We start from the raw sequence: 21,643 nt of genomic DNA on the forward strand, positions 1-21,643 counted from the left end.
TTTTCGCCCATCGTCAGCTTGCCGTTCACGTGGGCCGAGTCGAGCGGCGAGAAAGCGTCGTACTGCTTGCCCACCACATCGGCCTTGGCCATAAATTTCTCACCGTCTTCCTTGGTCCACCAGTCGCGGAGGTTGCCCTCAGAATCCACTTTCCGGCCCTGGTCATCGAAACCGTGGGTCATTTCGTGGCCGATGACGGCGCCGATGCCGCCGTAGTTCACCGCGTCGTCCGCCTTGGGGTCGTAGAAGGGCGCTTGCAGGATGCCGGCCGGGAACACAATCTCGTTCAAGCTGGGATTGTAGTAGGCGTTCACCGTGGGCGGCGTCATGCCCCACACCGAGCGGTCGACGGGCTGGCCGAACTTGCTCAGGTTGTCCATGGTGTTGAAATCGGCCACCGCGAACAGGTTGTTCAGGGCGCTTTCGCGGCTGATGTTCAGCTTGGAGTAGTCCTTCCACTTGTCGGGGTAGCCGATTTTCACCACAAAGGCGTTCAGCTTTTTGAGGGCCTCCGCCTTGGTGGCGGCGCTCATCCATGCGGTGGCCTGAATGCGCTCGGCGTAAGCTACGCGCATATTTTCCACCATTTGCTTAGCGCGGGCCTTGGCGGCGGGGCTGAAATCCTGGTCCACGTAAATCTGACCAAATGCCTCTCCCAACGCGCCGTCGGTAGCGGCAAAGGCGCGTTTCCAGCGGGCCTGGGGCACTTTGGCACCCGTGAGTACCTGCGTGAGGCGGAAGCTCTCGTCCACGAACGCCTGGGGCAGCGCCGATGACACGCCCTCTACCAAATGGAATCGCAGGTACTGCTTCTGGTCGGCAATGGGCTCCTCCTTAATCATGGCATTGGCCTCTTTCAGGTAATCGGGCTGGCCCACGATGATGTCCTTGGCTCCGCTCAGGTTGCTTTCCTTCAGGCGCAGCGGAATGTCCAGGTTCGGGTAGGCGGCGGCCACCTGGGCCACGGTCATCTTGTTGTAGTTGCTTTCGCGGTCGCGCAGGGCCACCCGGTCGCGGCTGGCCCGGGCCATGCGGGTTTCGAGGCGCGTCACGGCGTCAGCGTTGCGCTCGGCCGTGGCTTGGTCGTCGCCGAGCAGCTTGAAGATGTTGACCTGGTAGGTGCGGTAGGCGGCGCGAATGGTTTTCGAGCGGGCGTCGTCCTTCAGGTAGTAGTCGCGGTCGGGCAGCGTAAGGCCGCCCTGGCGCACCTGCACCGCGTACTGAGTGCTGTTTTTGGGGTCCTGGCCCACGCCGAGGCCGTACCAGCCCTTGCCATAGTTTTTGGGGTCGGCGAGGTAGCGCTGCACGCCGGCCACGTCCTGAATGGCGTTAATCTTATCCAAACGGGGCTGCAGGTATTTCAAGCCAGCTCGTTCCACGGCCATGCTGTCCATTGCGGCGGCGTAGAAGTCGCCCACCTTCTGGGCATTGCTGCCGGGCTTGGCGGTGCGGTCGGCGGCCACTTTCTCCAGAATGCCGTGCACCACGTCGCGGTTGCGGTTGCGCAGCTGGTTGAAGCCGCCCCAGCGGGTTTCAGAGGCCGGAACGGGGTTGTTTTTCATCCAGTTGCCGTTGGCATACTGGAAGAAGTCGTCGCAAGGGGAAACCGAGCGGTCGAGGTTGGCCAGCGTGATGCCCACGCCCGACTGGCCGGGGTTGGCAGGCAATGTGGTTTTGGTCTTGCCAGCGGCGCTGGACTTGGTTTTTACTTTGGTTTGGGTCTGGGCCTGGGCCGAACCAGCCACCAACCCCAGCACAGCCGCTGAAAAAGCAGCCCGCCTTACAAAAGAGAATTGATTCATAGTGAGGGAAAAAGTGCGAAATGTTACGACCCGCAAGTTACAACAGCAGGATGATTTTGAATAATGCAATAAAAGGAAAGGAAGATTACAGGATTGATAATTGGTTGGACCGACAAAAAGAACGTCATGCTGAGCGAAGTCGAAGCATCTCGCCTGAGTAAGTAAATAATTACTACTACGGGCGAGAGGCTTCGACTTCGCTCAGCATGACGTTCTAACTAGGTAGGCTCAGAACGGCTTACCAGATTTTGGCGCGTTCAGTTTGGGCGCGCATCATCTTGCTGCCGTCCTGGCACCCGAAGGCCTTAAAGAACTCCGGCATGTTTTGCAACGGCCCGATGGTGCGGTACATGTCCGGCGCGTGCGAGTCGGTCAGGATAAGCTGGCGCGTCATTTCGGGACGGGTGTTGCTGTGCCACACCTGCGCCCAGCTGATGAAGAAGCGCTGCTGCGGCGTGAGGCCGTCAATTTTCTGGGCAGCCTTGGCCTGGGGCGTCTTCTCGAAAGCAGCGTAAGCAATGGTGAGGCCGCCGAGGTCAGCCAGGTTCTCACCCATGGTCAGCTTGCCGTTCACATGCACGGAATCCATCGGCGAGAAGGCATCAAATTGCTTGCCCACCACCGCGGCGCGGGCGGTGAATTTCTCGGCATCCTCCTTGGTCCACCAGTCGCGCAGGTTGCCCTTGGCGTCGTACTGCCGGCCCTGGTCGTCGAAGCCGTGGGTCATTTCGTGGCCAATCACGGCACCGATGCCGCCGTAGTTCACCGCGTCGTCGGCCTTGGGGTCGTAGAACGGGGGCTGCAGAATGCCGGCCGGGAACACAATCTCGTTCATCGGCGGGTTGTAGTAGGCGTTCACCGTGGGCGGCGTCATGCCCCACTCGTTGCGGTCAATCGGCTTGCCGAAGTGGCTGATTTGGTCCTGGTTGGCCCACTCGCGCGAAGCCAGCAGGTTGTTCAAGTAGGATTCACGGCTGATGCTCAGGGCCGAGTAGTCCTTCCACTTGTCGGGGTAGCCAATCTTCACCGCGAAGGCGTTGAGCTTCTTCAGGGCCTCGGCTTTGGTGGCCGCGCTCATCCAATCCGTCGCTTTGATGCGCTCGGCGTAGGCCGTGCGCAGGTTCTCAATCATCTGTTTGGCCTTGGCCTTAGCCGCCGGGGTAAAGGCTTTGTCCACGTAGAGCTGGCCGAAGGCTTCGCCCAGAGCGCGGTCCGTCGAGCCCTGCATGCGCTTCCAGCGGGGCTGCTGCTGCTTGGCGCCGCTGGTCACTTGCGAGAACTTGAAGGCTTCGTCGCCAAACGCCTTGGGCAGCGCGCCCGTCAGGCTGCTCACCAAGTGGAAACGCAGGTACTGCCGCTGGTCGGCAATGGGCTCCTCTTTCAGCATGGCGCTTACTTCCTTCAGGAATTCGGGCTGGCCCACAATGATTTCCTTGGCCGCGGCCAGCTGGTTTTCCTTCAGCGTGAGCGGCAGGGCCAGGTTGGGGAAGGCCGCGTTGGCCTCGGCCACGGTCATTTTGTGGTAGTTGGCCTGGGGGTCGCGCAAGTCCACGCGGCTCTTGCTGGCTTTGGCCAAGCGCGTCTCAATGCGCTGCACGGCGGCGGCGTTGGCTTTGGCCGTGGCTTCGGCGTCGCCGAGCATCTTAAACACGTTCACCAGATAGGTTTCGTAGGCGGCGCGAATGGCTTTGGAGCGGGCGTCGTCCTTCAGGTAGTAGTCGCGGTCGGCCAGCGTGAGGCCGCCCTGCCCCATCTGCACGGCGTACTGGGTGCTGATTTTTTCGTCGGGCGCCACGTAGAAGCCGTACCACACGCTGCCCGCATGGGCTTTGGGGTCGGCCAGAAAACGCTGCATCTCGCCCAGGTCCTTGATGGCCGCAATGCGGTTGAGGTGCGGCTGCAGGTACTTCAGGCCAGCCGCTTCGATGGCGGCCGAGTCCATGGCGGACGCATAAAAGTCGCCCACTTTCTGCGCATTGGTGCCTTTGGTGGCCTTGCTGGCATTCTTGGCCGCTTCGTCCAGAATGCCGCGAATGACCACCTGATTTTGGCCGTACAGCACGTTGAACGAGCCCCAACGGCTTTCCGACGCCGGAATCGGATTGTTTTTCAACCAGTTGCCCGACGCGTAGTGGTAAAAGTCCTCGCAGGGATTTACCGTCAGGTCCATGTTGGCCAGGTTGATGCCCACGCCTTTCTGGGGTGGCGTGGTGGGCGGGGTGGTGGGCGGCACCGCCGCAATGGTGGCGGCCAGGCTGCCTAAGCCAAGCGCGGCCAGGCTAAGCCGCCGGGCAATAAAAGTTGAAATCATAAAAAGGGTTGGGTTGGGACATTATGCCGTGAAGGTATAGACCAGACCGGTTTTGAAGGGTTGCACGCACGGCCCCGCCGCGGCCAAAGGTTCCTGCCGGCCTGCCCAAGTCCCCGCCCAGCGCCCGTAATTTGCACTCATGCCGCTCTACAACCGCCGCCCGGAGCTTCCGCCCATCCTGCCGCCTGCCCCGCTGGGCCTGGCCGACCTGCTCAGCCGGGTGCGCCAAGCCCTGCAGCAGCAACTGGCCGACTCGTACTGGGTGGTGGCCGAAGTGGCCGAGCTGACCGTGCCCCGCTTTGCCGGCGCGCATTGCTACCTCACCCTCACCGAGCAAACCACCGACGGCCGCGGCACCCCCCTCAAGGCCCAGGCGCGCGCCACGCTCTGGAGCCAGCGCTACCAACAGCTGGCCCCGGCTTTTGAGCGGCAAACCGGCCAGCCCCTGCGGCCGGGCCTCAAGCTGCTGCTGCGCGTGCAGGTTCGCTTCCACGAGCAATATGGGCTCAGCCTCGACGTAGTGGCCATCGACCCCAGCTACACCGTGGGCGAGCTGGCTCTGCTGCGGCTGAAAACCCTGCGCTTGCTGGAGGAAAAAGGGCTACTCGACCGCCAGAAGGAACTCACGCTGCCCCTGGCGCCCCAGCGCCTGGCCGTCATTTCCTCCCCCACCGCCGCCGGCTTTCAGGATTTTGTGCAGCAGCTCCAGGAAGCCCAATACGATTTTGCCCTCACCCTCTTCCCGGCTGCCATGCAGGGCGACGACGCCCCCGCCAGCATCCGGGCGGCGCTGGATGGCGTGCGGGCCCGTCGCAGCCAGTTCGACGCCGTGGTCATCATCCGCGGCGGCGGCAGCCGCACCGACTTGCTGGCTTTTGACGAATATGGGCTGGCGGCGGCCGTGGGCGCGTTCCCGCTGCCGGTACTCACCGGCATTGGCCACGAGCGCGACGAAGCGCTGGTGGACCTCACGGCCCACCGAGCCCTAAAAACGCCCACCGCGGTAGCCGTTTTTCTCATCGAGCGCTTGGCCCGGCTCGAGGCGGCACTTGTGGGCTATGGCGAGCAAGTCGTGGCCTTGGCGCGGCGGCAGCTCAGCCAGCGCCACGCCCACCTCGACCAGCTCAGCGGGCAAAGCCACTACGCCGCCCACCGCCAGCTCGACGCGGCCCGCGCGGCCCTGCACGCCCGCGCCCGGCAGGCGGCGCAGGGGCCACGCGAGCAATTGCGCCAGCTCAGCAACGGGCTGCAGCGCTTCCGGCACCAGCTGCCGCGCGCCGCGCGCCGCGCCCTGGCCCGCGAGCAGCGCGGCCTGCGCCAGCGCGGCCGGGTGTTGCTGAGCCGGTTCATCCGCCATCACCGGCGGCGGCGCGAAGACGTGCTGCGCCGCCGCTTCCACCTGCAATTGGCGCTGGAGCGCCACCTGCACCGCGCCGAGCTGCGCCTGGCCGTAGCGGCCGTGCGCCACCCCGAAACCAACGACCTTAACCAACAGCCTACTTAATTTAAGAATGACTTATCGCGAAGCCATCGAGGAACTGGAAACCATCTTGCGCGCCCTCGAAACGGACGCCGTGGACGTAGACGACCTCACCACCCGCGTGGAGCGCTCGGCCGAATTGATTCGGCTGTGCCGCCACAAACTCCGCAATGCCGAGGCGTCGCTCGACCGAGTATTTGATACCCTGGATGATGAGGACGAAGCGGATGAGCTGGCCGACGAAGAGCACGAAGACGAAGAGGCGGAAGAGGACGAAGAAGAGGACGAGCACGACCACCTACCCGGCGGCCCCAGCCGGGGCTGGTAAATATTTCAGCAGCCTGGTATATTTTTTTCTTTAGGTAACTATATTTGGCTCTTCCATCCAAAACAAACTTGTTTTTTTTCAATTTTTCTGTAATTAATATGGCATTTAACGGTACCGAAGGAAATCCCATTGACCACTCAATCGCATCTGAGTGGACCAAGAACTACCGAGAAGCTAGTCCTGGCAAACTCATTGCGCATTTTTTTGGGCGCGATGTCCTCCTAAATATTCTGGCGCAGGAAAACTGCCAAGGCATTCGCTTTTACTACGGCCTCGACGGCGAAGTGCAGCAGATACTGGCAGTGGGAGCCGACAACGAGGAAAACGACCAATTGGATGGCAATTCGATTGTGGCCGATGAGTCGACAGACAGTCCGCCACGCAGCGGCCAAGACAATATTCTTAACAGTTAGCCAAACCGCTGGCTCCCACTGACTCTATTCTACCAACCGATGTCAAAAGAGGAGATGCATTCGCTGGTAATGACAATGCTGACCGTTATGCAGGTCAGCATTGTCGTTCCCATGGCGGTGGTGTGGTGGCGCAGGCGTCATTTTCCGCCCGAAATCAAGCTGCTCAGCGGGTATGTGTACTTGTCGGTTGCGGCGGTGGTTGGGGCCCGGGTTCTTTGCCCCGCCTACTTTGAAACCAATTACGGGTTTCTTACCGGGTTCAACTTAGGAAAAATCGCCTTGTTTGCGGCGGTTTATTACCAGGTAGTAGCGTCGGCCAAAACGCGGCGTTTAGTGGTGGCCACCACGGTGGCCACGTTGACCGGTGTTTTCGTTGTGATGCTCAACGACTGGCACCTGGCGGTGGCGGTGAGCCGGGTAGCCCAGTGCGCGCTGCTGGCTGGCTTTGCCATGGTTTACCTCGAACAAACCCTAAATCGCCGCCCCCTGCGGCCCCTCTCGCAAGACCCGATGTGGCTGCTGGGCATTGGCCAATTGCTCTACTCGGCGGGCACTGTCACGGCTTTCAGCCTCGAATACCTCACCACTACCATCTACGACCAAAGCTCAAAATTCATTTTCGTGTCCATTGCGGGGTTGGTGTTCAACTACTTTCTGACCTTGGCTTTTTTGCGGGCCAACCGCCTCAGCTCGTCCCCAGCCGAAACCCAGCTTTCCGGCGCAATCCAACTGGCCAACTCGTAGTCCGCTCTCACAAGACATTTCACCGCCGGCCTGCAACCTGAACCGTCGGGTCCGCGCTACGCCTTCCCTTAGTTTCACCACGCCGATTCGCGGGTTCTTACTTTTCTTATTTCTTTGCGCTACCTGGTTTCCAGGTGCCTTCATGTGACAGACCTTCTGCCGTTGTTCCTCCTCACTCCGACATTGCTCCTGCTTGTGCTGGGGCTCGTATGGTTTGTGGTTCGCTACCAGCGGGCGCAGCTGCGGCAACAGCAGGAACTCGCTCAGCTGCAGGAAACGGCGCAGCAGCAGGCCCTGGCGGCCGCGCTTGTGGCGCAGGAAGACGAGCGCCAGCGCATTGCTGGGGAGCTGCACGACGGCGTAGGCACCATCCTGGCGCTGGCCAAGCTGCATTTGTTTGCGCCGGGCAACCCGCCGGCTCCCGAAGCCAGCGCCCTCATCGACCAGGCCGTGGCCGAAGTGCGCCGCATTTCGCGCAACCTGCAGCCCGCCACGCTCCAGCAGCTGGGCTTGGCCCAGGCCTTGCGGGCGCTGGTGCAGGCCGTGCCCGCCGACCACGGCCCGGAGGTGCGCCTGGAGCAGGAAGGCCCCATGGGCCGCCTCATCCCGCCGCACGAGCTGATGGTGTACCGCATTGCCCAAGAGCTGCTCACCAATGGCCTGCTGCACGCCGACGCCCGGCACATCCTGCTGCGGGTGAGCGCGGTGCCCGGCCTGCTCACGCTCACGTATTCGGACGACGGCCAGGGCTTCGACCTGGCTGCCCTTGAGGAACTGCCCCCGCCCGGGCCCCACGGCCAGCCCGTGGGCATGGGCCTCATCAACCTGCGCAGCCGGGTGGCCGTGCTCGGGGGCCAGCTGCACTATCATTCTGAGCCCGGCGTGGGCACCCGCGTCGGGGCCATTTTACCCGTTACGCTGCTGCCTGCGGGCGCAGCGGCTCCGTCTTTCACGCTCAACACATGACACCTCTATCCACCTCCCCCAGCGCCGTCCCCGTACGCCTGGCCATCGTCGACGACCACATTCTCTTCCGCAAAGGTTTGCGTGCGCTGCTCAGCGGCTACGCGGGCATAGAAGTGATATGCGAAGCCGGCAACGGCCAAGAACTGCTCGAATTGTTGGACCAAGGCAGCCGCCCCAATGTGGTGCTCATGGACATGCAAATGCCCATCCTCGACGGCCTGCAAACCACCCGCCTGCTGCGCACCCAGTTTCCCCAGGTGCGCGTGGTCATCATTTCCATGCACGACGACCCCTCCCTGGTGAGCACCGTGCTGGCCGAGGGCGCGCACAGCTACTTGGTTAAAAACACTTCGCCCGAAGAAATGCGCAGCGCCGTGCTGGCCGCCGCCGCGGCTGGCAGCCGGCCGTAGCAGTACGGCCCTAAATTGCCAACGACGAAGCCCCGCTTTCTGCGCGTCAGGAAGCGGGGCTTCGTCGTTGGCAGTCTTCTGTTTTGCACCTAATAAAAGAACATTTAGAATTCTCCATGAAAACACCTTAGTTGGCAGCAGCCCGCTTGGAACTCAGCGCAACGGCACCAAAATTTGCATCATGCAAACCCGTCGATTTCCCGCACTGATTATCTGGGCGTTTACCCTTTGGCTACTCCTGCCTACTCCGGGACGGGCACAGGTGTATTACCTGGATTTGAGCAAAGCCACCCTCGACTTGCCCAAGCGCGCCGTGCACGTGGAGCAAGTGCTCGATGCCCGGCCCCGGAGGGGGAGCATCGGCACGGTACACCGGGGCCTTGGCAACATCCGGCAGCCGGCTGACCTGCGCCCCAGCGTGGCGCAGGCGCTCACCACGTGGGTGCAAGCCCAACTGCCTGCTCGGCCCACCGACCACGCTATCGTACTGGTAGTGCGTCATTTGCAGCTAAATGAAGCCATTGGCGCTTTTTCTGAAAAAGCCAGCGTTGATGTCTCGGTCGATGTGTACGCTCATCTGGCCGACGGCTATCATTACGTGTTGAACGCGGCCGAGCTGGTAGAAAATAAGGGCATGGAAACCACGGCCCAGCACCCCACCAACTTAGCCCTGGCGTTGCAGCAATGCTTGGCCCAGTGCCAAACCATCGACTGGGACAAGCTGCCGCCCCAGCCAGCGCGCACCCTGGCCGAACTCCAGCAGTTGGGTCGCCCAGCCGCGGTAGCGCTTCCTTACCCGGCTCTCGTCGACTCGCTGCGGCCCAAGGGCTATTACCCCACGTTTCTAGCGTTCCGCAACAACCAGCCCGTGGTCGAGCCCATCCTTAGCGTCACCACCGTGGCCCGGACGGCCAAGGGCTGGGAGGGCACGCTGGAGGTGGAACCTGCCCTGGCAACAGCCGGCGGCGCACCGGCCGCCCTACGCAACGCCTGGGGCTTCTCGGATGGGCAGCAGGTTTACATTTGGCACAACCGGCGCTACATGCCGCTCACGCGGGCGGGCAACTCGTTTCGCTTTGTGGGCTTCACCGGCCCCGACCCGGGCGCGGTGAGCACCGCTGGCTTCCTGGGCGGGGCGGTTGGCGGCGCCATTGCGGCGGCGTCCACCACGGGCAAGCCCGGCGATTTTACCCTGGACATGGTCACGGGCGTCGTTTCGCCGTTTGCCGAGGCCAGCGGCCCCGCTCCGGCCGACACGGCCCTGCTCTACGTGTACCGCCGCGCCAGCAGCACGCCTGGCCCGGTGCAGGTACTGCTCAACGGCAAGGTGGTGGCCGACCTGGAGGCATGGCAGTCCGTGGCCATCCCCTACACCGATAAGGTGCACGAGGTGAGCCTGTGCCTGCAAACGGCCCCGGGGCGCTGCACCGCTTTCATCCCCACGTTCGGCACGGCGTCGTACGTGGAAATTGCTCGTAACATCGCCGACCCGGCCAAGCCGCCGCTGGAACGCGTGCCTGTGAAGAAAGGCGTTTTCGACTTGCGCGTGCTGCAGGCACGCACCAAAACAGCAAGCAATTAAGCCGTTTTCACGTTCAGGCTCCAGAGCAGTTTGCTGAATAACGCCCAGTTTTTCCCTACGCCGATGCCTTCGGCTCCTAAGACTTACTGCATGGCGAAGGGCAGCTGGCCAGTTAAGTGGTCCAGGCGGTTGACCACACGGCGGGCATGTAGTGGGCGGCCATCATGCATATCCTAGCTGACCTCGCACGACCAACGGCAGGAGTTGAAACGGTGCGTGCAGGCAGGTACTGGACCCGAAACCTGCCACTTCGTACCCAAATTCAGCCAGCCGACTTACCTGGAATGCGTGGAGCCGGCTGCTGGTTGAGCCCCGCAGCTGTGGCAAGTGCCCGTCAAATAAGGTCTATCTGAGCTGCGCCGAATTCAGCGGCTAGCGAAGGCAAGCAAGTGTGAAGTTAATAATTGGTAAGACATCCTCTATTGATTTATATGTCCTTTTCTCTACTCCATTCTGCCAAACGGTATTGTATGTTGCTGGCAGTGGTATTTAATGCATTGGCTCCTTCCGTGGCAAATGCGCAGTACGGCCCTACGCAGCGCGTAACGCCGTACTACCTGAACATGGACCAGCAGCCCATCACCTTGCCCACCCGCACCCTGAGCGTGGAGCAGGTGGTGGACGGCCGCGCAGGTCGTCCTCCCATTGGCCTGATATACAAAGGGCTCGAAGTTCGGGCCCCTGCATTCTTTCAAAAAGGCCTGGAAGATGAGCTGACTTCCTGGCTTGCTTCGCAGTTGCCGAAACAGGCCAAGCAGCACGCGGTGGTGCTGTGCATCCGCCAATTGCAGATTGACGAAATAGTGCAGGGCTACAACATAGTCGGAGGCTTCAAGGGGGCACAGTCTACCGCCAATGTGGCGGCCGATGTGTACGAGCATCAGGCCGATGGCTACCACTTCGTGCGCAGCGTAGCGGCTTATACCAGCAGCCGGGGCATCGATGCAAATTCCCGCCACGCCGCACGCATCGCAACGGTTTTGCAAGACGCGCTCACGCAATTGAACGACGTGGAGTGGAACCAGATGGCGCGACGGCCGGCGCGGACGCTGGCCCAACTCGTCACGGACAAGCCCTCCACGACGACGCGCCCCGCCATTCTTCGGGCGGCCATGCCGCGCAAAGGCGCCTACCTGACGCTGGAGCAGTTTCTAACCAACCGGCCCGATACCACCGTCGTGGTCAGCATCGATACGGTGGGGGCCTACGCCACGGACTTTTTTAACACGCCGGCCGGAAACACCGTGACGGAATGGAAAGGTACCGTGCAGCTAAAAGCCAGAATGCGCACCGCCGCAGGCGAGAAGCTTTCGCCGAAAGAGGTGTGGGGCTTTTCGGACGGGCGCCAATCGTACATGCGGCAACTCAGCACGTATCGCCCGCTCATTCGGCAAGGCGATTTCTTTACGTTCGTTGGTGCCGCACCCGTTGATTTAGTGGCGAATAGGCGCGCCCAATACACTGGCCCTAACGGCCCCACCGGGATGTACGGCCCGGACGGTTTTACTGGTCAGCCCATCGTTTACTCCCTGGATTTGCGCAGCGGGCAAACGGCGCCTTACCCCGCCCCCGGCCTTCCCCAGCGCGCCGATACCGCCTTTGTTTATGTGTACCGTCCCCTCGGCGGGTTTGCAGGGCCCGAACGAGTGTACCTCAACGACCGCGAAGCCGGGCAGTTGAAGCCGGGCCAGTACCTGGAACTAGCCTGGTCGCACCTGGACCGGCCCATGCGGCTCGCCATCGATACCCCCGGAGGGCCGGCCATACTGATGGCCCCCAATACGTCAATGGCCAACTACGTGAAGCTGCTACCCAACTTAGCGGCCAGCAGCCCGTGGCAAATCATGCCCGTACGCCAGGGCGAAGCGGAAGTTGACGCCCTCGAAAAACGGCGCAAGCCTTAGCTACGCCAGCTCCGTGCTGGGGTCCCAGAAGAGCTTGCTGAACTCCACCACCCGGTCCTCTTCTACGCGAATGCCTTCGGCTTCCAAGGCTTCCTGCATGGCGAAGGGCGTGGCGTAGTGCAGCCGGCCGGTGAGGTGGCCCAGGCGGTTGACCACCCGGTGGGCGGGCACGTATTGGTCGGCGGTGTGGGCGGCCATCATGGCGTAGCCCACGGTGCGGGCGCCGTGCCGCGCGCCGAGGTAGTGGGCAATGGCGCCGTAGGTACTCACGCGGCCCCGCGGGATGAGGCGCGCGACTTCGTGCACGTCCTGGAAAAAATTGCGCGGTTCGGGGGATTTTGGGGCAGCGGGCTTCATCGGGGCGAAGATAGGTTCGGTCTACTTGATGGCGCTCTACGTCTAGTTTCGGGTTTTGGTGGGCAACCTTTTAGGCCAAAAACGGACTATAGTAGCTCTATTTGTAGTCTTATTTGATTCCCTCTGCTCGGGTGGTGGGCTTAGCCCCAAACTTCCGCCGCCCCTTGTGCGTTCTTGCCAACTATGCCAGTTGATAACCCGACCGTTGCGCCTCCCAAAACCTGGGACACCACCAGCACTCCCGCGCCCACCGCGGCCACTCCCCCACCCGCCGACCCCACGCCGGACACGCCGCCGTCGAAAGGCCGCTCCTGGTTGGGCTGGCTGATTGCGGCCTTGGTCATCGGCGCGCTGGTGTTCGTGAAAATCAAGTATTTCCCCAGCAACGCCGCCGGCGATAAAAAAGGCGGTGCTGCGGCGGGTGGCGGAGGCGGCAAAGGGGGGCCCGGTGGCCCGGGCGGCGCTGGCGGCAGAGGCGGACAGCGCCTGGCCGTGCAGGTGTACGTGGTAGCCGCCACGAGCCTGGCCGACGAAGTGGCCGCCACAGGCTCGGTATTGGCCGAAGAGTCGGTCGTTATCAAGAGCGAATTATCCGGCAAAATCACCAGCCTGAATATCAAAGAAGGCCAGTCGGTGAGCAAGGGGCAGCTGCTGTTCAGCATCAACGCCGACGAGGCCCAGGCGGCCATCCAGAAGCAGGAGTACAACATCAAGCTCTTCCGCGACCAGGAGCGCCGCCAGCGCACGCTGCTCGACAAAGAATACATCAGCGCCCAGGAATACGAGACGTCGAACAACCAGCTGCTCACGGCGCAGGCCGACCTGCGCGCTCTGCGCGCCTCCCTCGACAAAGCCTACGTGCGGGCGCCTTTTGCCGGCGTGCTGGGCCTGACCACCGCCACGGTGGGCACCTACGTGAGCCCCGGCGCCGAAATCACGACGCTGTCGCGGGTGCGGCCGGTAAAAATTGACTTTGCCGTGCCCGGCCGCTTTGCGTCCAACGTGCGGGTGGGCGACGTGGTGAGCGTGCTCGACGAAACCACCAACAAGAAGTTCGACGCCAAGGTGTACGCCGTCGACCCGCAGATTGACCCCGTGAGCCGCACCCAGCCGGTGCGCGCCCGCTACGCCAATACCAACAACGAGTTGCGCCCCGGCTCCTTCGTGCGGGTGAACCTGCAGCTGGGCGAAACCAATACGGCGCTGCAAGTGCCCACCGAAGCGGTAATTCCGGAGGCCAGCGGCTACAGCGTATACACGGTGAAAAACAACAAAATGGTGCCAAAGAAGGTGAAAATCGGCATTCGGTCCGACAAGGTTATCCAAATTACCGACGGCCTGGCCGTGGGCGATACGGTCATTCGCACCGGCATTTTGCAAGTGAAGCCCGGCGATGCCGTGCGCGTGGTCAAATAAGAACAACCAACTCCCCTCCTTACCAACCGAAGGTCAGCGAAGCTAAGGAGGGGATGTCCGCGCTTCAGCGCGAACGGGGGTGGTTGAACTCGTTGACCGACACCCGAACGAATCGAACGCGAGTCGTTCAACGGGTTCAACCACCCCAGTTTCCGCTTCGCGGAAACGTCCCCTCCTCAGATGAGGAGGGGAGTTTATTGTGCTATCATCCAACTGCTATGAGCCTCTCCTCCACTAGTATCAACCGGCCGGTGCTCGCCATTGTGATGAGCCTGGTCATCATCATTTTTGGGGTCATCGGCTTTCGGTACCTCAGCATTCGGGAATACCCGAGCGTCGACCCGCCCATTATCACGGTGCAGGCCAGCTACACCGGCGCTTCGGCCGACGTGATGCAGGGCCAGGTGACCGAGCCGCTTGAAGAAGCGCTCAACGGCATCGCCGGCATCAAGAACCTGACGTCGAACAGCCGCGACGGTCGCACCCAGATTACGGTAGAGTTTGACCTCGACGCCGACCTGGAAAGCGCCGCCAACGACGTGCGCGACAAAGTATCCGGGGCCCAGGGCCGCCTGCCGCGCGACATCGACCCGCCCGTGGTGAGCAAGGCCAACGCCGACTCGCAGCCCATTGTGATGACCTATTTGAGCAGCAACCAACGTACGCTGCTCGAACTGACCGACTACGCCAACAACACCCTCAAGGAGCGCATTCAGACCATCCCGGGCGTGTCGGAAGTGCGGGTGTACGGCGAGCGGAAGTACTCCATGCGCCTGTGGCTCGACCCCGTGAAGCTGTCGGCGCTGCGCGTGTCGCCCGTGGACGTGCAGGCCGCCCTCACCCGCGAAAACGTGGAGCTGCCCAGTGGCGCCGTGCAAGGCGAGGCCACCCAGCTCACGCTGCGCACCATGGGCCGCCTCACCACGGTGGAGGACTTCAACAACCTGATTATCCGGAAAGATGCGGTGTCCCTCATTCGCCTTTCGGACATTGGCTACGCCGAGTTGTACCCCGAAAACGACCAGACCATCTTCAAAGTAAACGGCGTGCCCATGGTGGGTCTGGCCGTGATTCCGCAGCCGGGCTCGAACCAGATTGACATTGCCACGGAGTTCAACAAGCGCATTCAGCTGTATGCCAAGGACCTGCCCAAGGACCTGGTGCTGAAGCCCGGCTTCGACAACTCCATCTTCATCCGCAAGTCCATCAGCGAGGTGCAGCACACTATCATCGAGGCCTTTGTGCTGGTGGTCATCATCATCTTCCTGTTTTTGCGCGACTGGCGTTCCACCATCATCCCGGTGGTGGCCATTCCGGTGTCGTTGGTGGGCATTTTCTTCGTGATGTACCTGCTCGACTTTTCCATTAACGTGCTGACGCTGCTGGCCATCGTGCTGGCCATTGGCCTGGTGGTGGACGACGCCATTGTGGTACTGGAGAACATTTACTCGCGCATCGAGGAAGGCGAAGAACCGAAGGAGGCCGCCATCAAAGGCTCCGAGGAAATTCTGATGGCCGTTATCAGCACCACGGTGGTGCTGGCGGCGGTGTTCCTGCCGGTGGTGTTCCTGACGGGCATCACCGGGCGCTTGTTCCGCGAATTTGGCATTGTGGTGGCGGGCTCGGTGCTGATTTCGGCCTTCGTGTCGCTGACGCTCACGCCCATGATGTGCTCGAAGCTGCTGAAGCGCGAGGAAAATCACAACTGGTTTTACCGCAAAACCGAGCCCTTCTTCCAGAAGATGATTGGGGCCTACCAGAGCAGCCTGCAAACCTTCCTTCGCAACCGCTGGCTGGCTTGGGTGATGATAGTGGGCACGGGCGGCGGCATCTGGTTTTTCATGAAATCGTTGCCCTCGGAACTGGCCCCGATTGAGGACCGGAGCCGCATCAACGTCAACGCGACGGGCCCGGAAGGCGCTTCGTTTGAATTCATGGACAACTACATGGCCCAAATCACCAAGATGGCCATGGATTCGGTGGGCGACAAAAACCTGAGCAGCGTGTTTGCCGTGACCTCGCCGGGCTTCGGCGGCGGTTCCAACTCCGGCACTGCCCGCGTGCTGCTGGTGGAAGCCGACGCCCGCGAGAAAACCCAGGACCAGATTTCCAAAGGCCTAACCGACGGCGTGAAGCGCTTGTCGGCGGCCCGTACGTCGGTGTCGCAAGACCAGAGCATCGGCGGGGGCGGCGGGGGCGGCGGGGGCCTACCCGTGCAGTTCGTCATGCAAAACCAGAGCTTTGAGAAGCTGCGCGAAGCCGTACCGAAGTTCTTGGAAATTGCCCGCCAAGACCCCACGTTCCAGTTCGTGGACGTGAACCTGAAGTTCAACAAGCCCGAGCTGCGCGTCAACATTGACCGCGAGAAGGCCCAGAGCCTGGGCATTTCAGTGCAGAGCATCTCGCAAACCCTGCAGTCGGGCCTGAGCGGCCAGCGCTACGGCTACTTCATCCGCAACGGCAAGCAGTACCAGATTATCGGCCAAGTGGCCCGCGAAGACCGCAACCAGCCGCTGGACGTGCGCCTGTTGTCGGTGAAAAACGCGGACGGCGAGCTGGTGCAGCTCGACAACGTCATTCGGCTGGAGGAGAGCAGCACGCCGCCCCAGCTCTACCGCTTCAACCGCTACAACTCGGCCACGTTCTCGGCCTCGCTGGCCCCCGGCAAAACCCTGGGCGATGGCATTGCCGCCATGCGCGCCATTGCCGAGAAAAACCTGGACGAAACGTTTACGACCGAACTGTCGGGCGCCTCGCGTGACTTTGAGGAAAGCTCCTCTTCCCTCCTCTTCGCCTTCGGCCTGGCCCTTGTGCTGATTTACCTGGTGCTGGCCGCGCAGTTTGAAAGCTTCCGCGACCCGGTCATCATCATGGTGACGGTGCCGCTGGCCCTTTCGGGCGCTTTGCTGAGCCTGTGGTACTTCAACCAGACACTGAACCTGTTCTCGCAAATCGGCATCATCATGCTGATTGGTCTGGTGACAAAAAACGGTATTCTCATCGTGGAATTCGCCAACCAGCGCGTCGAGAAGCACAACGTGGACTACATGACCGGTCTGGTGGAAGGTGCCACGGCCCGCTTCCGCCCCATTCTGATGACTTCGCTGTGCGCCATTCTGGGCATCCTGCCCATTGCCATTGCCACGGGTGCGGGCGCGCTCAGCCGCCGGGCCATGGGCATCGGCGTGGTGGGCGGCTTGTTTTTCGCTACTGCCCTCACGCTCTACGTAGTGCCGGTGATGTACTCCTACTTCGCCACGGCCAAAAAGCACCACAAAAAAGTTGAGTCGGCAGCTGAAAAAGCGGTAGCCGTTTAGCACGGTAAACTCCCCTCCTTGCTAAGGAGGGGGTGTTCGCGCTTTAGCGCGGACGGGGGTGGTTGAGTCGTTGCACGAACCCTGAACGATGCGGGCGCGAGTCGTTCTGGCATCGCGCAACTACTCAACCATCCCAGCGTCCGCTTTGCGGCCGCGTCCCCTCCTTGGTAAGGAGGGGAGTTTGATGTTCTTTCCTTTACTCATGTATCGTTTCCTTTTTCTTTTTCTTTTCGCAACCGCCACGGTGGCCCAGGCGCAAAAGCCGGTGCTGATGCCGCGTCAACCCGCCGAGAAGCCCAAGGCCAAGTCCCAAACCGAAAAGCCCGCCACGGTGGCCGACGCGCCGCCCCTAACCCTGGCGCAGGCCATTCAGCAGGGGATAGAAAACAACTTCAACATCCGGCTGTCGCGGACTGACGAGCAGATTGCCGAGAACAACGTGACGCGCGGCAACGCCGGCCAGCTGCCGGTGGTGAACGGCAACTTCACCCGCACCTTCAACCGCAACAACGTGCGGCAAGAATCGTCGAGCCGGCCGGAGCCCAGCACCGCCAACAACGCGCAGTCGAACTTGCTGAATGCCAACGTGGCCGCCACCTGGACCATTTTCGATGGTTTCGGGATGTTCATTGCCTACGACCGGCTGAAGGCCCTCAACCAAACCCAACAGCAGATAACCCGCGCCACGCTGGAAGAAACCGTGGCCGCCATCACCGACGCGTACTACGCCGTGGTGCGCGAATCGGGCAAAATCAAGTCTATTGAAGAAGCGCTGAAAATTGGCCAGGCCCGAATCGACCTGACCCAGGCCCGCGTGGACGTGGGCGTGAGCGCCAAGGTGGAAGTGCTGACGGCGCGCGTGGACTACAACGCCGACCAGTCGGCCCTGATACAGCAGCAGGAGCTGCTCAGCACCGCCAAAATCAATTTGAATAATCTGCTGGGCCGCACGCCACGGCTCGACTTCCGCCCCGCCGATTCCATTGTGGTGACCCGCGACCTGGACCAGGCGGCCATTACCCAGGCCATTCAGCAAAACAACCCGCGCCTGCAAGCCGCCCGCACCAACACCGAAGTAGCTACCTACGACCGCCGGCTGGTGCGTGCCTCGCGCTTCCCGCAAGTGGGCCTCACCTCCGGCTACGGCCTGAACCGCAACGTGAACGGCGCGGCTTTCTTCGGCACGCAGCTCGTAACCAATACGGGCCGCACCTACGGCCTGAACTACGGCGTGGTGGCCTCGGTGCCCATTTTCGACGGCTTCAACCGCAACCGCCTGGAGCAGAACGCCCGCGTGGTGGAAGAGCAAAGCCGCCTGCAGCTCGGCCAAACCCAGCTGCAAATCGAGGCCGACGCTCAGCAAGCCTACGCGCAATACCAGAACCGCCTGCAGCTGCTGGAGCTGGAAGAGAGCAACATCCTGCTGGCCCGTGAGAACGTGGCCATCGCCCTGGAGCGCTACCGGCTGGGCCTGCTCACGCCCATTGCCCTGCGCGAAGCCCAGCGCACCCAACTCGACGCCGAAGTGCGACTGCTCGACATCCGCTTTCAAGCCAAGCAAGCCGAAACCGTCCTGCGCCGCTTGAGTGGCGGGCTGGTGCAGCAAGCACAAGGCAAGTAAAGCGCCGCTTTTTCCGCAATTACTCTTTGATGAACCGTTTGGTTTCGGAGCCGGAATTGGTGGTGATTTTGTAGAAATAAGTGCCGGCGGGCAAGTCGTGCAAGTCGATTTGCTGCTTGTGAGGGCCTTTTTCCTGCTGGCTTTCGGCCACGAGCGTGCGGAGCTTGTTGCCGTTTTTATCGAGCAAGTCGACGGTGACGGGGCCCGCTTTTTTTACTTCGTATTCCAGATTGCTGGTGGCCGTGGCGGGGTTGGGATAGAAACTGGCGCTGCCCACCTCTCGCTCGGGGGGGCCGGCTGGCGCAGAGGCAGCGGTGGTATTCATCAGCAGGAAAGTGGCGGGGCGGAAGAAGCGGCGCAGGCCGTGGTGCCCTTGCCGATGGCCGCGGGCCTGCGCCAAGCTCTCTCGCTGCTCGGAAGTAGCGTTTTTGGTCACGATGGCGTGCATATCGGCGGCCCACTTCTCCTTTTGGGGCTGCACCTCCTGCGCCAGCTGCTGAATAGGGGCGTCGTACTTCCGCGCCATTTCGGCCACTTTGAGCAGGATGCTTCTCCTTTCAGCGTGCAGTTGCTGCAGTTGTTCGCGCTGGGCTTCGGTGAGCGTGGGGCGCGGGGCCTTGGAGGTGCCGGCCGGGTGCAGGCTCTGGCGCAGGGCTTTGCCGTTGGCGCGCACGGTTTGCAGCTGGGTGCGGTAGGTAGCCAGCTGGGCGCGGTCGGCGGGGGCGAGCTGGGCCTCTAGTTTCTGGCGCTGCTGGCGCACCACGGGCAGCACGTTGGCCTGCACATAGTCGCGCATTTCGCGCCGGGCGGGCCGGTCTTCGCGTCGGAATTGGCCGGCCTGGGCCACGGCCTCGGCTCGGGGGGCCAGGCCGGCAAACAGCATCAGGCCGAATAGTTTGAGTGTGTTTGTGTGCATAGCAACTCAGTGGTAAATGACGAGATATCAACGAATACTACCTAGACACAAACCATGCACTGGGGTTTAAGCGCTGCTCACCACTTCTTGATGGCAGCCTCGTTTTCTGGTTCTTTTACAGGCATTCCTTAAACACGATGGGCGGGGTTTGGGCGATGACGGTGCTGCGGCCCGGCGCCGTGTTGCGGTGCAGGTACAGGTAGCAGGTGAGCGGGCGCCGCAGCTTCTCATTGGCCCAGATTTTAGCCAGCGGGTATTCCAGCGTGAGCGTGTCGTGGCGAACGGTGACCGGAATTACCCCCTGCGTACCACTCGAAAACGTCATGCGCGGGTCGACGCTCTGGAACTTGATGGAAACGGCGAAGCCGTATTCCGACTGCTCCTGTTCGGCGATGACGTAGGCCAGCTTTGCTTTCAGGACAGATTTTGCCGACGGCATGGTGCATGGCGGCTGGTTGAGCACCAGCAGGGTAATGCTGTTGGCGGCAGGCTCCTGCGCGCCGGTGCTGGCGGGCAGCGCGCCACTGAGCACGGCGCTCAGCAGCAAGCCCATTCGGGTAGAGTTTTTCTTCATACTGGCTACTGGACTGCGGGCACCCCGGTCCGGTTACGCGCGACTGCTAGCGCGCAGCTCAACCGTGGGTGCATTTTCAAACCCTATATTAATGCCTAAATCATCGCCTGCTTCGAAATGGCTTCGCCCCCGTCGACCCCCAATGGCCTGAAAAAGGCCCTGACGCCGCTGCACCTGTGGGCCATTGCCGTGGGGCTGGTCATTTCGGGCGAATACTTTGGCTGGAACTACGGCTGGGCCGTGGCCGGGCCGGTGGGGTTTCTGGTGGCCACGGTGCTGGTCACGGTACTCTACGTCACGTTCATTTTCAGCTTTACGGAGCTCACCACGGCCATTCCGCAGGCGGGCGGGCCGTTTGCGTACGCGCACCGGGCCTTTGGGCCGATTGGCGGTTTTGTGGCCGGCTACGCCACGCTGGTCGAGTTTCTGTTTGCGCCGCCAGCCATTGCGTTTGCGCTGGGCAGCTACGTGCATTTTCTGTACCCCGGCGTGCCGGTGCTGTACACTGCCCTGGGCTGCTACGTAGCATTCACGCTGATAAACTTGCTGGGCATCAAGGAGTCGGCCACGTTTTCGCTGGTGGTCACGGTGCTGGCCGTGGCCGAGTTGCTGCTGTTCATGGGCTTGGTGGCGCCGCATTTTCAGGTCAGCAATTTCCTGGCGCACCCGGTGCCGGTGAGCGCGCCGGGCATTTTCGCGGCCCTGCCATTTGCCATCTGGTTTTACCTGGCCATTGAGGGCGTGGCCATGGTGGCCGAGGAAGTGGCCGAGCCCCGGCGCACCATCCCCCGCGGGTATGGCTACGGCCTGCTCACGCTCGTTGGGCTGGCGCTGGGCGTGATGGTGCTCACCGGCGGCATCGGCGACTGGCGCCAATTGAGCCGCATCGACTACCCGCTGCCCGAAGCCCTGGGCATGGCGCTGGGCAAGGGCAGCGTCTGGACCCGGGTATTTGCCAGCATCGGCCTGTTTGGACTGGTGGCCTCGTTTCACGGCACCATCATCGGCTACTCGCGGCAGGTGTTTGCCCTGGCGCGCAGCGGCTACCTGCCCGGCTTTCTGGCCCGGCTCAATGGCCGCCAAACGCCCCACTGGGCCTTGGTAGCGGGGGCCGCCGTGGGCGTGGTGGCCCTGCTCACCGGCACCACCGACCAAGTCATCATCCTGTCGGTGCTTGGGGCGTTGGTGATGTACGTCATCAGCCTGCTCAGCCTGTTTGCCCTACGCCGCCGCGAGCCGGAATTGGTGCGGCCGTTCGCCGTGCCGGGCTACCCGGCCGTGCCGCTGGTGGCCCTGGCGCTGTGCTTGCTGAGCCTGGGCGCGCTGGTGTACTACAACTTGCTGCTAAGCGGTGTTTTCTTGGTGGGGCTGATGGGGTTGCTGGGCATTTATCTGGTAATTGCCAAAGGTCAAAAAGGTCGTCATGTCGAGCGCAGCCGAGACATCTCGCCCGCTTCGTTGAACGATTGAATTAGTACACCACGCGAGATGTCTCGGCTGCG

17 protein-coding genes are annotated in these 21,643 nt (G+C 62.0%); 12 read left to right on the top strand and 5 right to left on the bottom strand.

Annotated features, from left to right (window positions below; genetic code table 11):
* Window positions 1–1,802 (bottom strand): M13 family metallopeptidase (locus tag VF629_RS04480; protein WP_331057253.1); only part of this gene is annotated, 1,802 nt, incomplete at its 3' end.
* A 238-nt stretch (window positions 1,803–2,040) separates the two neighbouring features.
* Window positions 2,041–4,113 carry a M13 family metallopeptidase gene (locus VF629_RS04485; protein WP_331057254.1) on the bottom strand — a complete coding sequence of 691 codons (2,073 nt, stop codon included), beginning with the start codon at window positions 4,111–4,113 and terminating at the stop codon, window positions 2,041–2,043.
* A 139-nt stretch (window positions 4,114–4,252) separates the two neighbouring features.
* Between VF629_RS04485 and xseA the strand changes: the two genes are divergently transcribed.
* The 8 genes from xseA to VF629_RS04525 all read left to right on the top strand — a co-directional run bounded on the left by xseA (window position 4,253) and on the right by VF629_RS04525 (window position 11,940).
* A complete protein-coding gene (xseA, locus tag VF629_RS04490; RefSeq protein WP_331057255.1) occupies window positions 4,253–5,617 on the top strand; it encodes an exodeoxyribonuclease VII large subunit in 1,365 nt (454 codons plus the stop codon).
* Between the two features lie 7 nt (window positions 5,618–5,624).
* Window positions 5,625–5,921, top strand: a complete 297-nt coding sequence (gene xseB, locus VF629_RS04495) for an exodeoxyribonuclease VII small subunit (RefSeq protein WP_331057256.1) — start codon at window positions 5,625–5,627, stop codon at window positions 5,919–5,921.
* Window positions 5,922–5,965: 44 nt separating this feature from the next.
* Window positions 5,966–6,334, top strand: coding sequence for a hypothetical protein (locus tag VF629_RS04500; RefSeq protein WP_331057257.1), 369 nt, complete (start codon window positions 5,966–5,968; stop codon window positions 6,332–6,334).
* Between the two features lie 39 nt (window positions 6,335–6,373).
* Entirely contained in the window at window positions 6,374–7,078 is a 705-nt protein-coding gene (locus tag VF629_RS04505; RefSeq protein WP_331057258.1) for a hypothetical protein, read from the top strand.
* Between the two features lie 195 nt (window positions 7,079–7,273).
* The gene (locus VF629_RS04510) at window positions 7,274–8,044 is read left to right on the top strand and encodes a sensor histidine kinase (protein WP_331057259.1); all 771 of its coding nucleotides are present in this window, start codon (window positions 7,274–7,276) and stop codon (window positions 8,042–8,044) included.
* Window positions 8,041–8,454: a response regulator transcription factor gene (locus tag VF629_RS04515; protein ID WP_331057260.1), complete on the top strand. Its 414-nt coding sequence runs from the start codon at window positions 8,041–8,043 to the stop codon at window positions 8,452–8,454. The genes VF629_RS04510 and VF629_RS04515 overlap by 4 nt, the downstream gene beginning before the upstream one ends.
* Window positions 8,455–8,635: 181 nt before the next feature.
* Entirely contained in the window at window positions 8,636–10,036 is a 1,401-nt protein-coding gene (locus VF629_RS04520; RefSeq protein WP_331057261.1) for a hypothetical protein, read from the top strand.
* Window positions 10,037–10,467: 431 nt separating this feature from the next.
* Complete coding sequence (locus tag VF629_RS04525) at window positions 10,468–11,940, top strand: hypothetical protein (protein ID WP_331057262.1); 1,473 nt, start codon at window positions 10,468–10,470, stop codon at window positions 11,938–11,940.
* Here VF629_RS04525 and VF629_RS04530 read toward each other — a convergent pair whose 3' ends face one another.
* Entirely contained in the window at window positions 11,941–12,297 is a 357-nt protein-coding gene (locus VF629_RS04530) for an MGMT family protein (protein WP_331057263.1), read from the bottom strand.
* Between the two features lie 183 nt (window positions 12,298–12,480).
* On the opposite strand from VF629_RS04530, the gene VF629_RS04535 reads away from it, so the two are divergent.
* The 3 genes from VF629_RS04535 to VF629_RS04545 all read left to right on the top strand — a co-directional run bounded on the left by VF629_RS04535 (window position 12,481) and on the right by VF629_RS04545 (window position 18,651).
* A complete protein-coding gene (locus tag VF629_RS04535) occupies window positions 12,481–13,713 on the top strand; it encodes an efflux RND transporter periplasmic adaptor subunit (RefSeq protein WP_331057264.1) in 1,233 nt (410 codons plus the stop codon).
* Between the two features lie 218 nt (window positions 13,714–13,931).
* Window positions 13,932–17,030 (top strand): efflux RND transporter permease subunit, encoded by a 3,099-nt coding sequence (locus VF629_RS04540; protein ID WP_331057265.1) that lies wholly within the window; start codon window positions 13,932–13,934, stop codon window positions 17,028–17,030.
* A gap of 202 nt (window positions 17,031–17,232) precedes the next feature.
* Entirely contained in the window at window positions 17,233–18,651 is a 1,419-nt protein-coding gene (locus VF629_RS04545) for a TolC family protein (protein WP_331057266.1), read from the top strand.
* Window positions 18,652–18,670: 19 nt separating this feature from the next.
* Here the strand turns inward: VF629_RS04545 and VF629_RS04550 are convergent, their stop codons facing one another.
* Window positions 18,671–19,567: a T9SS type A sorting domain-containing protein gene (locus VF629_RS04550; RefSeq protein ID WP_331057267.1), complete on the bottom strand. Its 897-nt coding sequence runs from the start codon at window positions 19,565–19,567 to the stop codon at window positions 18,671–18,673.
* 115 nt (window positions 19,568–19,682) lie between these two features.
* Window positions 19,683–20,141, bottom strand: coding sequence for a hypothetical protein (locus tag VF629_RS04555; RefSeq protein ID WP_331057268.1), 459 nt, complete (start codon window positions 20,139–20,141; stop codon window positions 19,683–19,685).
* Between the two features lie 117 nt (window positions 20,142–20,258).
* Here VF629_RS04555 and eat point away from each other — a divergent pair, with 117 nt between their 5' ends.
* On the top strand, window positions 20,259–21,611 hold the full coding sequence (gene eat / locus VF629_RS04560) for an ethanolamine permease (protein ID WP_331057269.1): 1,353 nt from the start codon (window positions 20,259–20,261) through the stop codon (window positions 21,609–21,611).
* Window positions 21,612–21,643 lie beyond the last annotated feature (32 nt).

It is taken from the genome of Hymenobacter sp., assembly GCF_036388155.1.
Lineage (GTDB): Bacteria > Bacteroidota > Bacteroidia > Cytophagales > Hymenobacteraceae > Hymenobacter.

What these genes read in the sequence shown, in the direction of transcription:
- xseA (WP_331057255.1), top strand. Translation starts at nt 4,253, where the DNA reads ATGCCGCTCTACAACCGCCGCCCGGAGCTTCCGCCCATCCTGCCGCCT.
- VF629_RS04515 (WP_331057260.1), top strand. Translation starts at nt 8,041, where the DNA reads ATGACACCTCTATCCACCTCCCCCAGCGCCGTCCCCGTACGCCTGGCC.
- VF629_RS04520 (WP_331057261.1), top strand. Translation starts at nt 8,636, where the DNA reads ATGCAAACCCGTCGATTTCCCGCACTGATTATCTGGGCGTTTACCCTT.
- eat (WP_331057269.1), top strand. Translation starts at nt 20,259, where the DNA reads ATGGCTTCGCCCCCGTCGACCCCCAATGGCCTGAAAAAGGCCCTGACG.
- VF629_RS04540 (WP_331057265.1), top strand. Translation starts at nt 13,932, where the DNA reads ATGAGCCTCTCCTCCACTAGTATCAACCGGCCGGTGCTCGCCATTGTG.
- VF629_RS04535 (WP_331057264.1), top strand. Translation starts at nt 12,481, where the DNA reads ATGCCAGTTGATAACCCGACCGTTGCGCCTCCCAAAACCTGGGACACC.
- xseB (WP_331057256.1), top strand. Translation starts at nt 5,625, where the DNA reads ATGACTTATCGCGAAGCCATCGAGGAACTGGAAACCATCTTGCGCGCC.
- VF629_RS04505 (WP_331057258.1), top strand. Translation starts at nt 6,374, where the DNA reads ATGTCAAAAGAGGAGATGCATTCGCTGGTAATGACAATGCTGACCGTT.
- VF629_RS04550 (WP_331057267.1), bottom strand. Translation starts at nt 19,567, where the DNA reads ATGCACACAAACACACTCAAACTATTCGGCCTGATGCTGTTTGCCGGC.
- VF629_RS04530 (WP_331057263.1), bottom strand. Translation starts at nt 12,297, where the DNA reads ATGAAGCCCGCTGCCCCAAAATCCCCCGAACCGCGCAATTTTTTCCAG.
- VF629_RS04485 (WP_331057254.1), bottom strand. Translation starts at nt 4,113, where the DNA reads ATGATTTCAACTTTTATTGCCCGGCGGCTTAGCCTGGCCGCGCTTGGC.
- VF629_RS04525 (WP_331057262.1), top strand. Translation starts at nt 10,468, where the DNA reads ATGTCCTTTTCTCTACTCCATTCTGCCAAACGGTATTGTATGTTGCTG.
- VF629_RS04555 (WP_331057268.1), bottom strand. Translation starts at nt 20,141, where the DNA reads ATGAAGAAAAACTCTACCCGAATGGGCTTGCTGCTGAGCGCCGTGCTC.
- VF629_RS04545 (WP_331057266.1), top strand. Translation starts at nt 17,233, where the DNA reads ATGTATCGTTTCCTTTTTCTTTTTCTTTTCGCAACCGCCACGGTGGCC.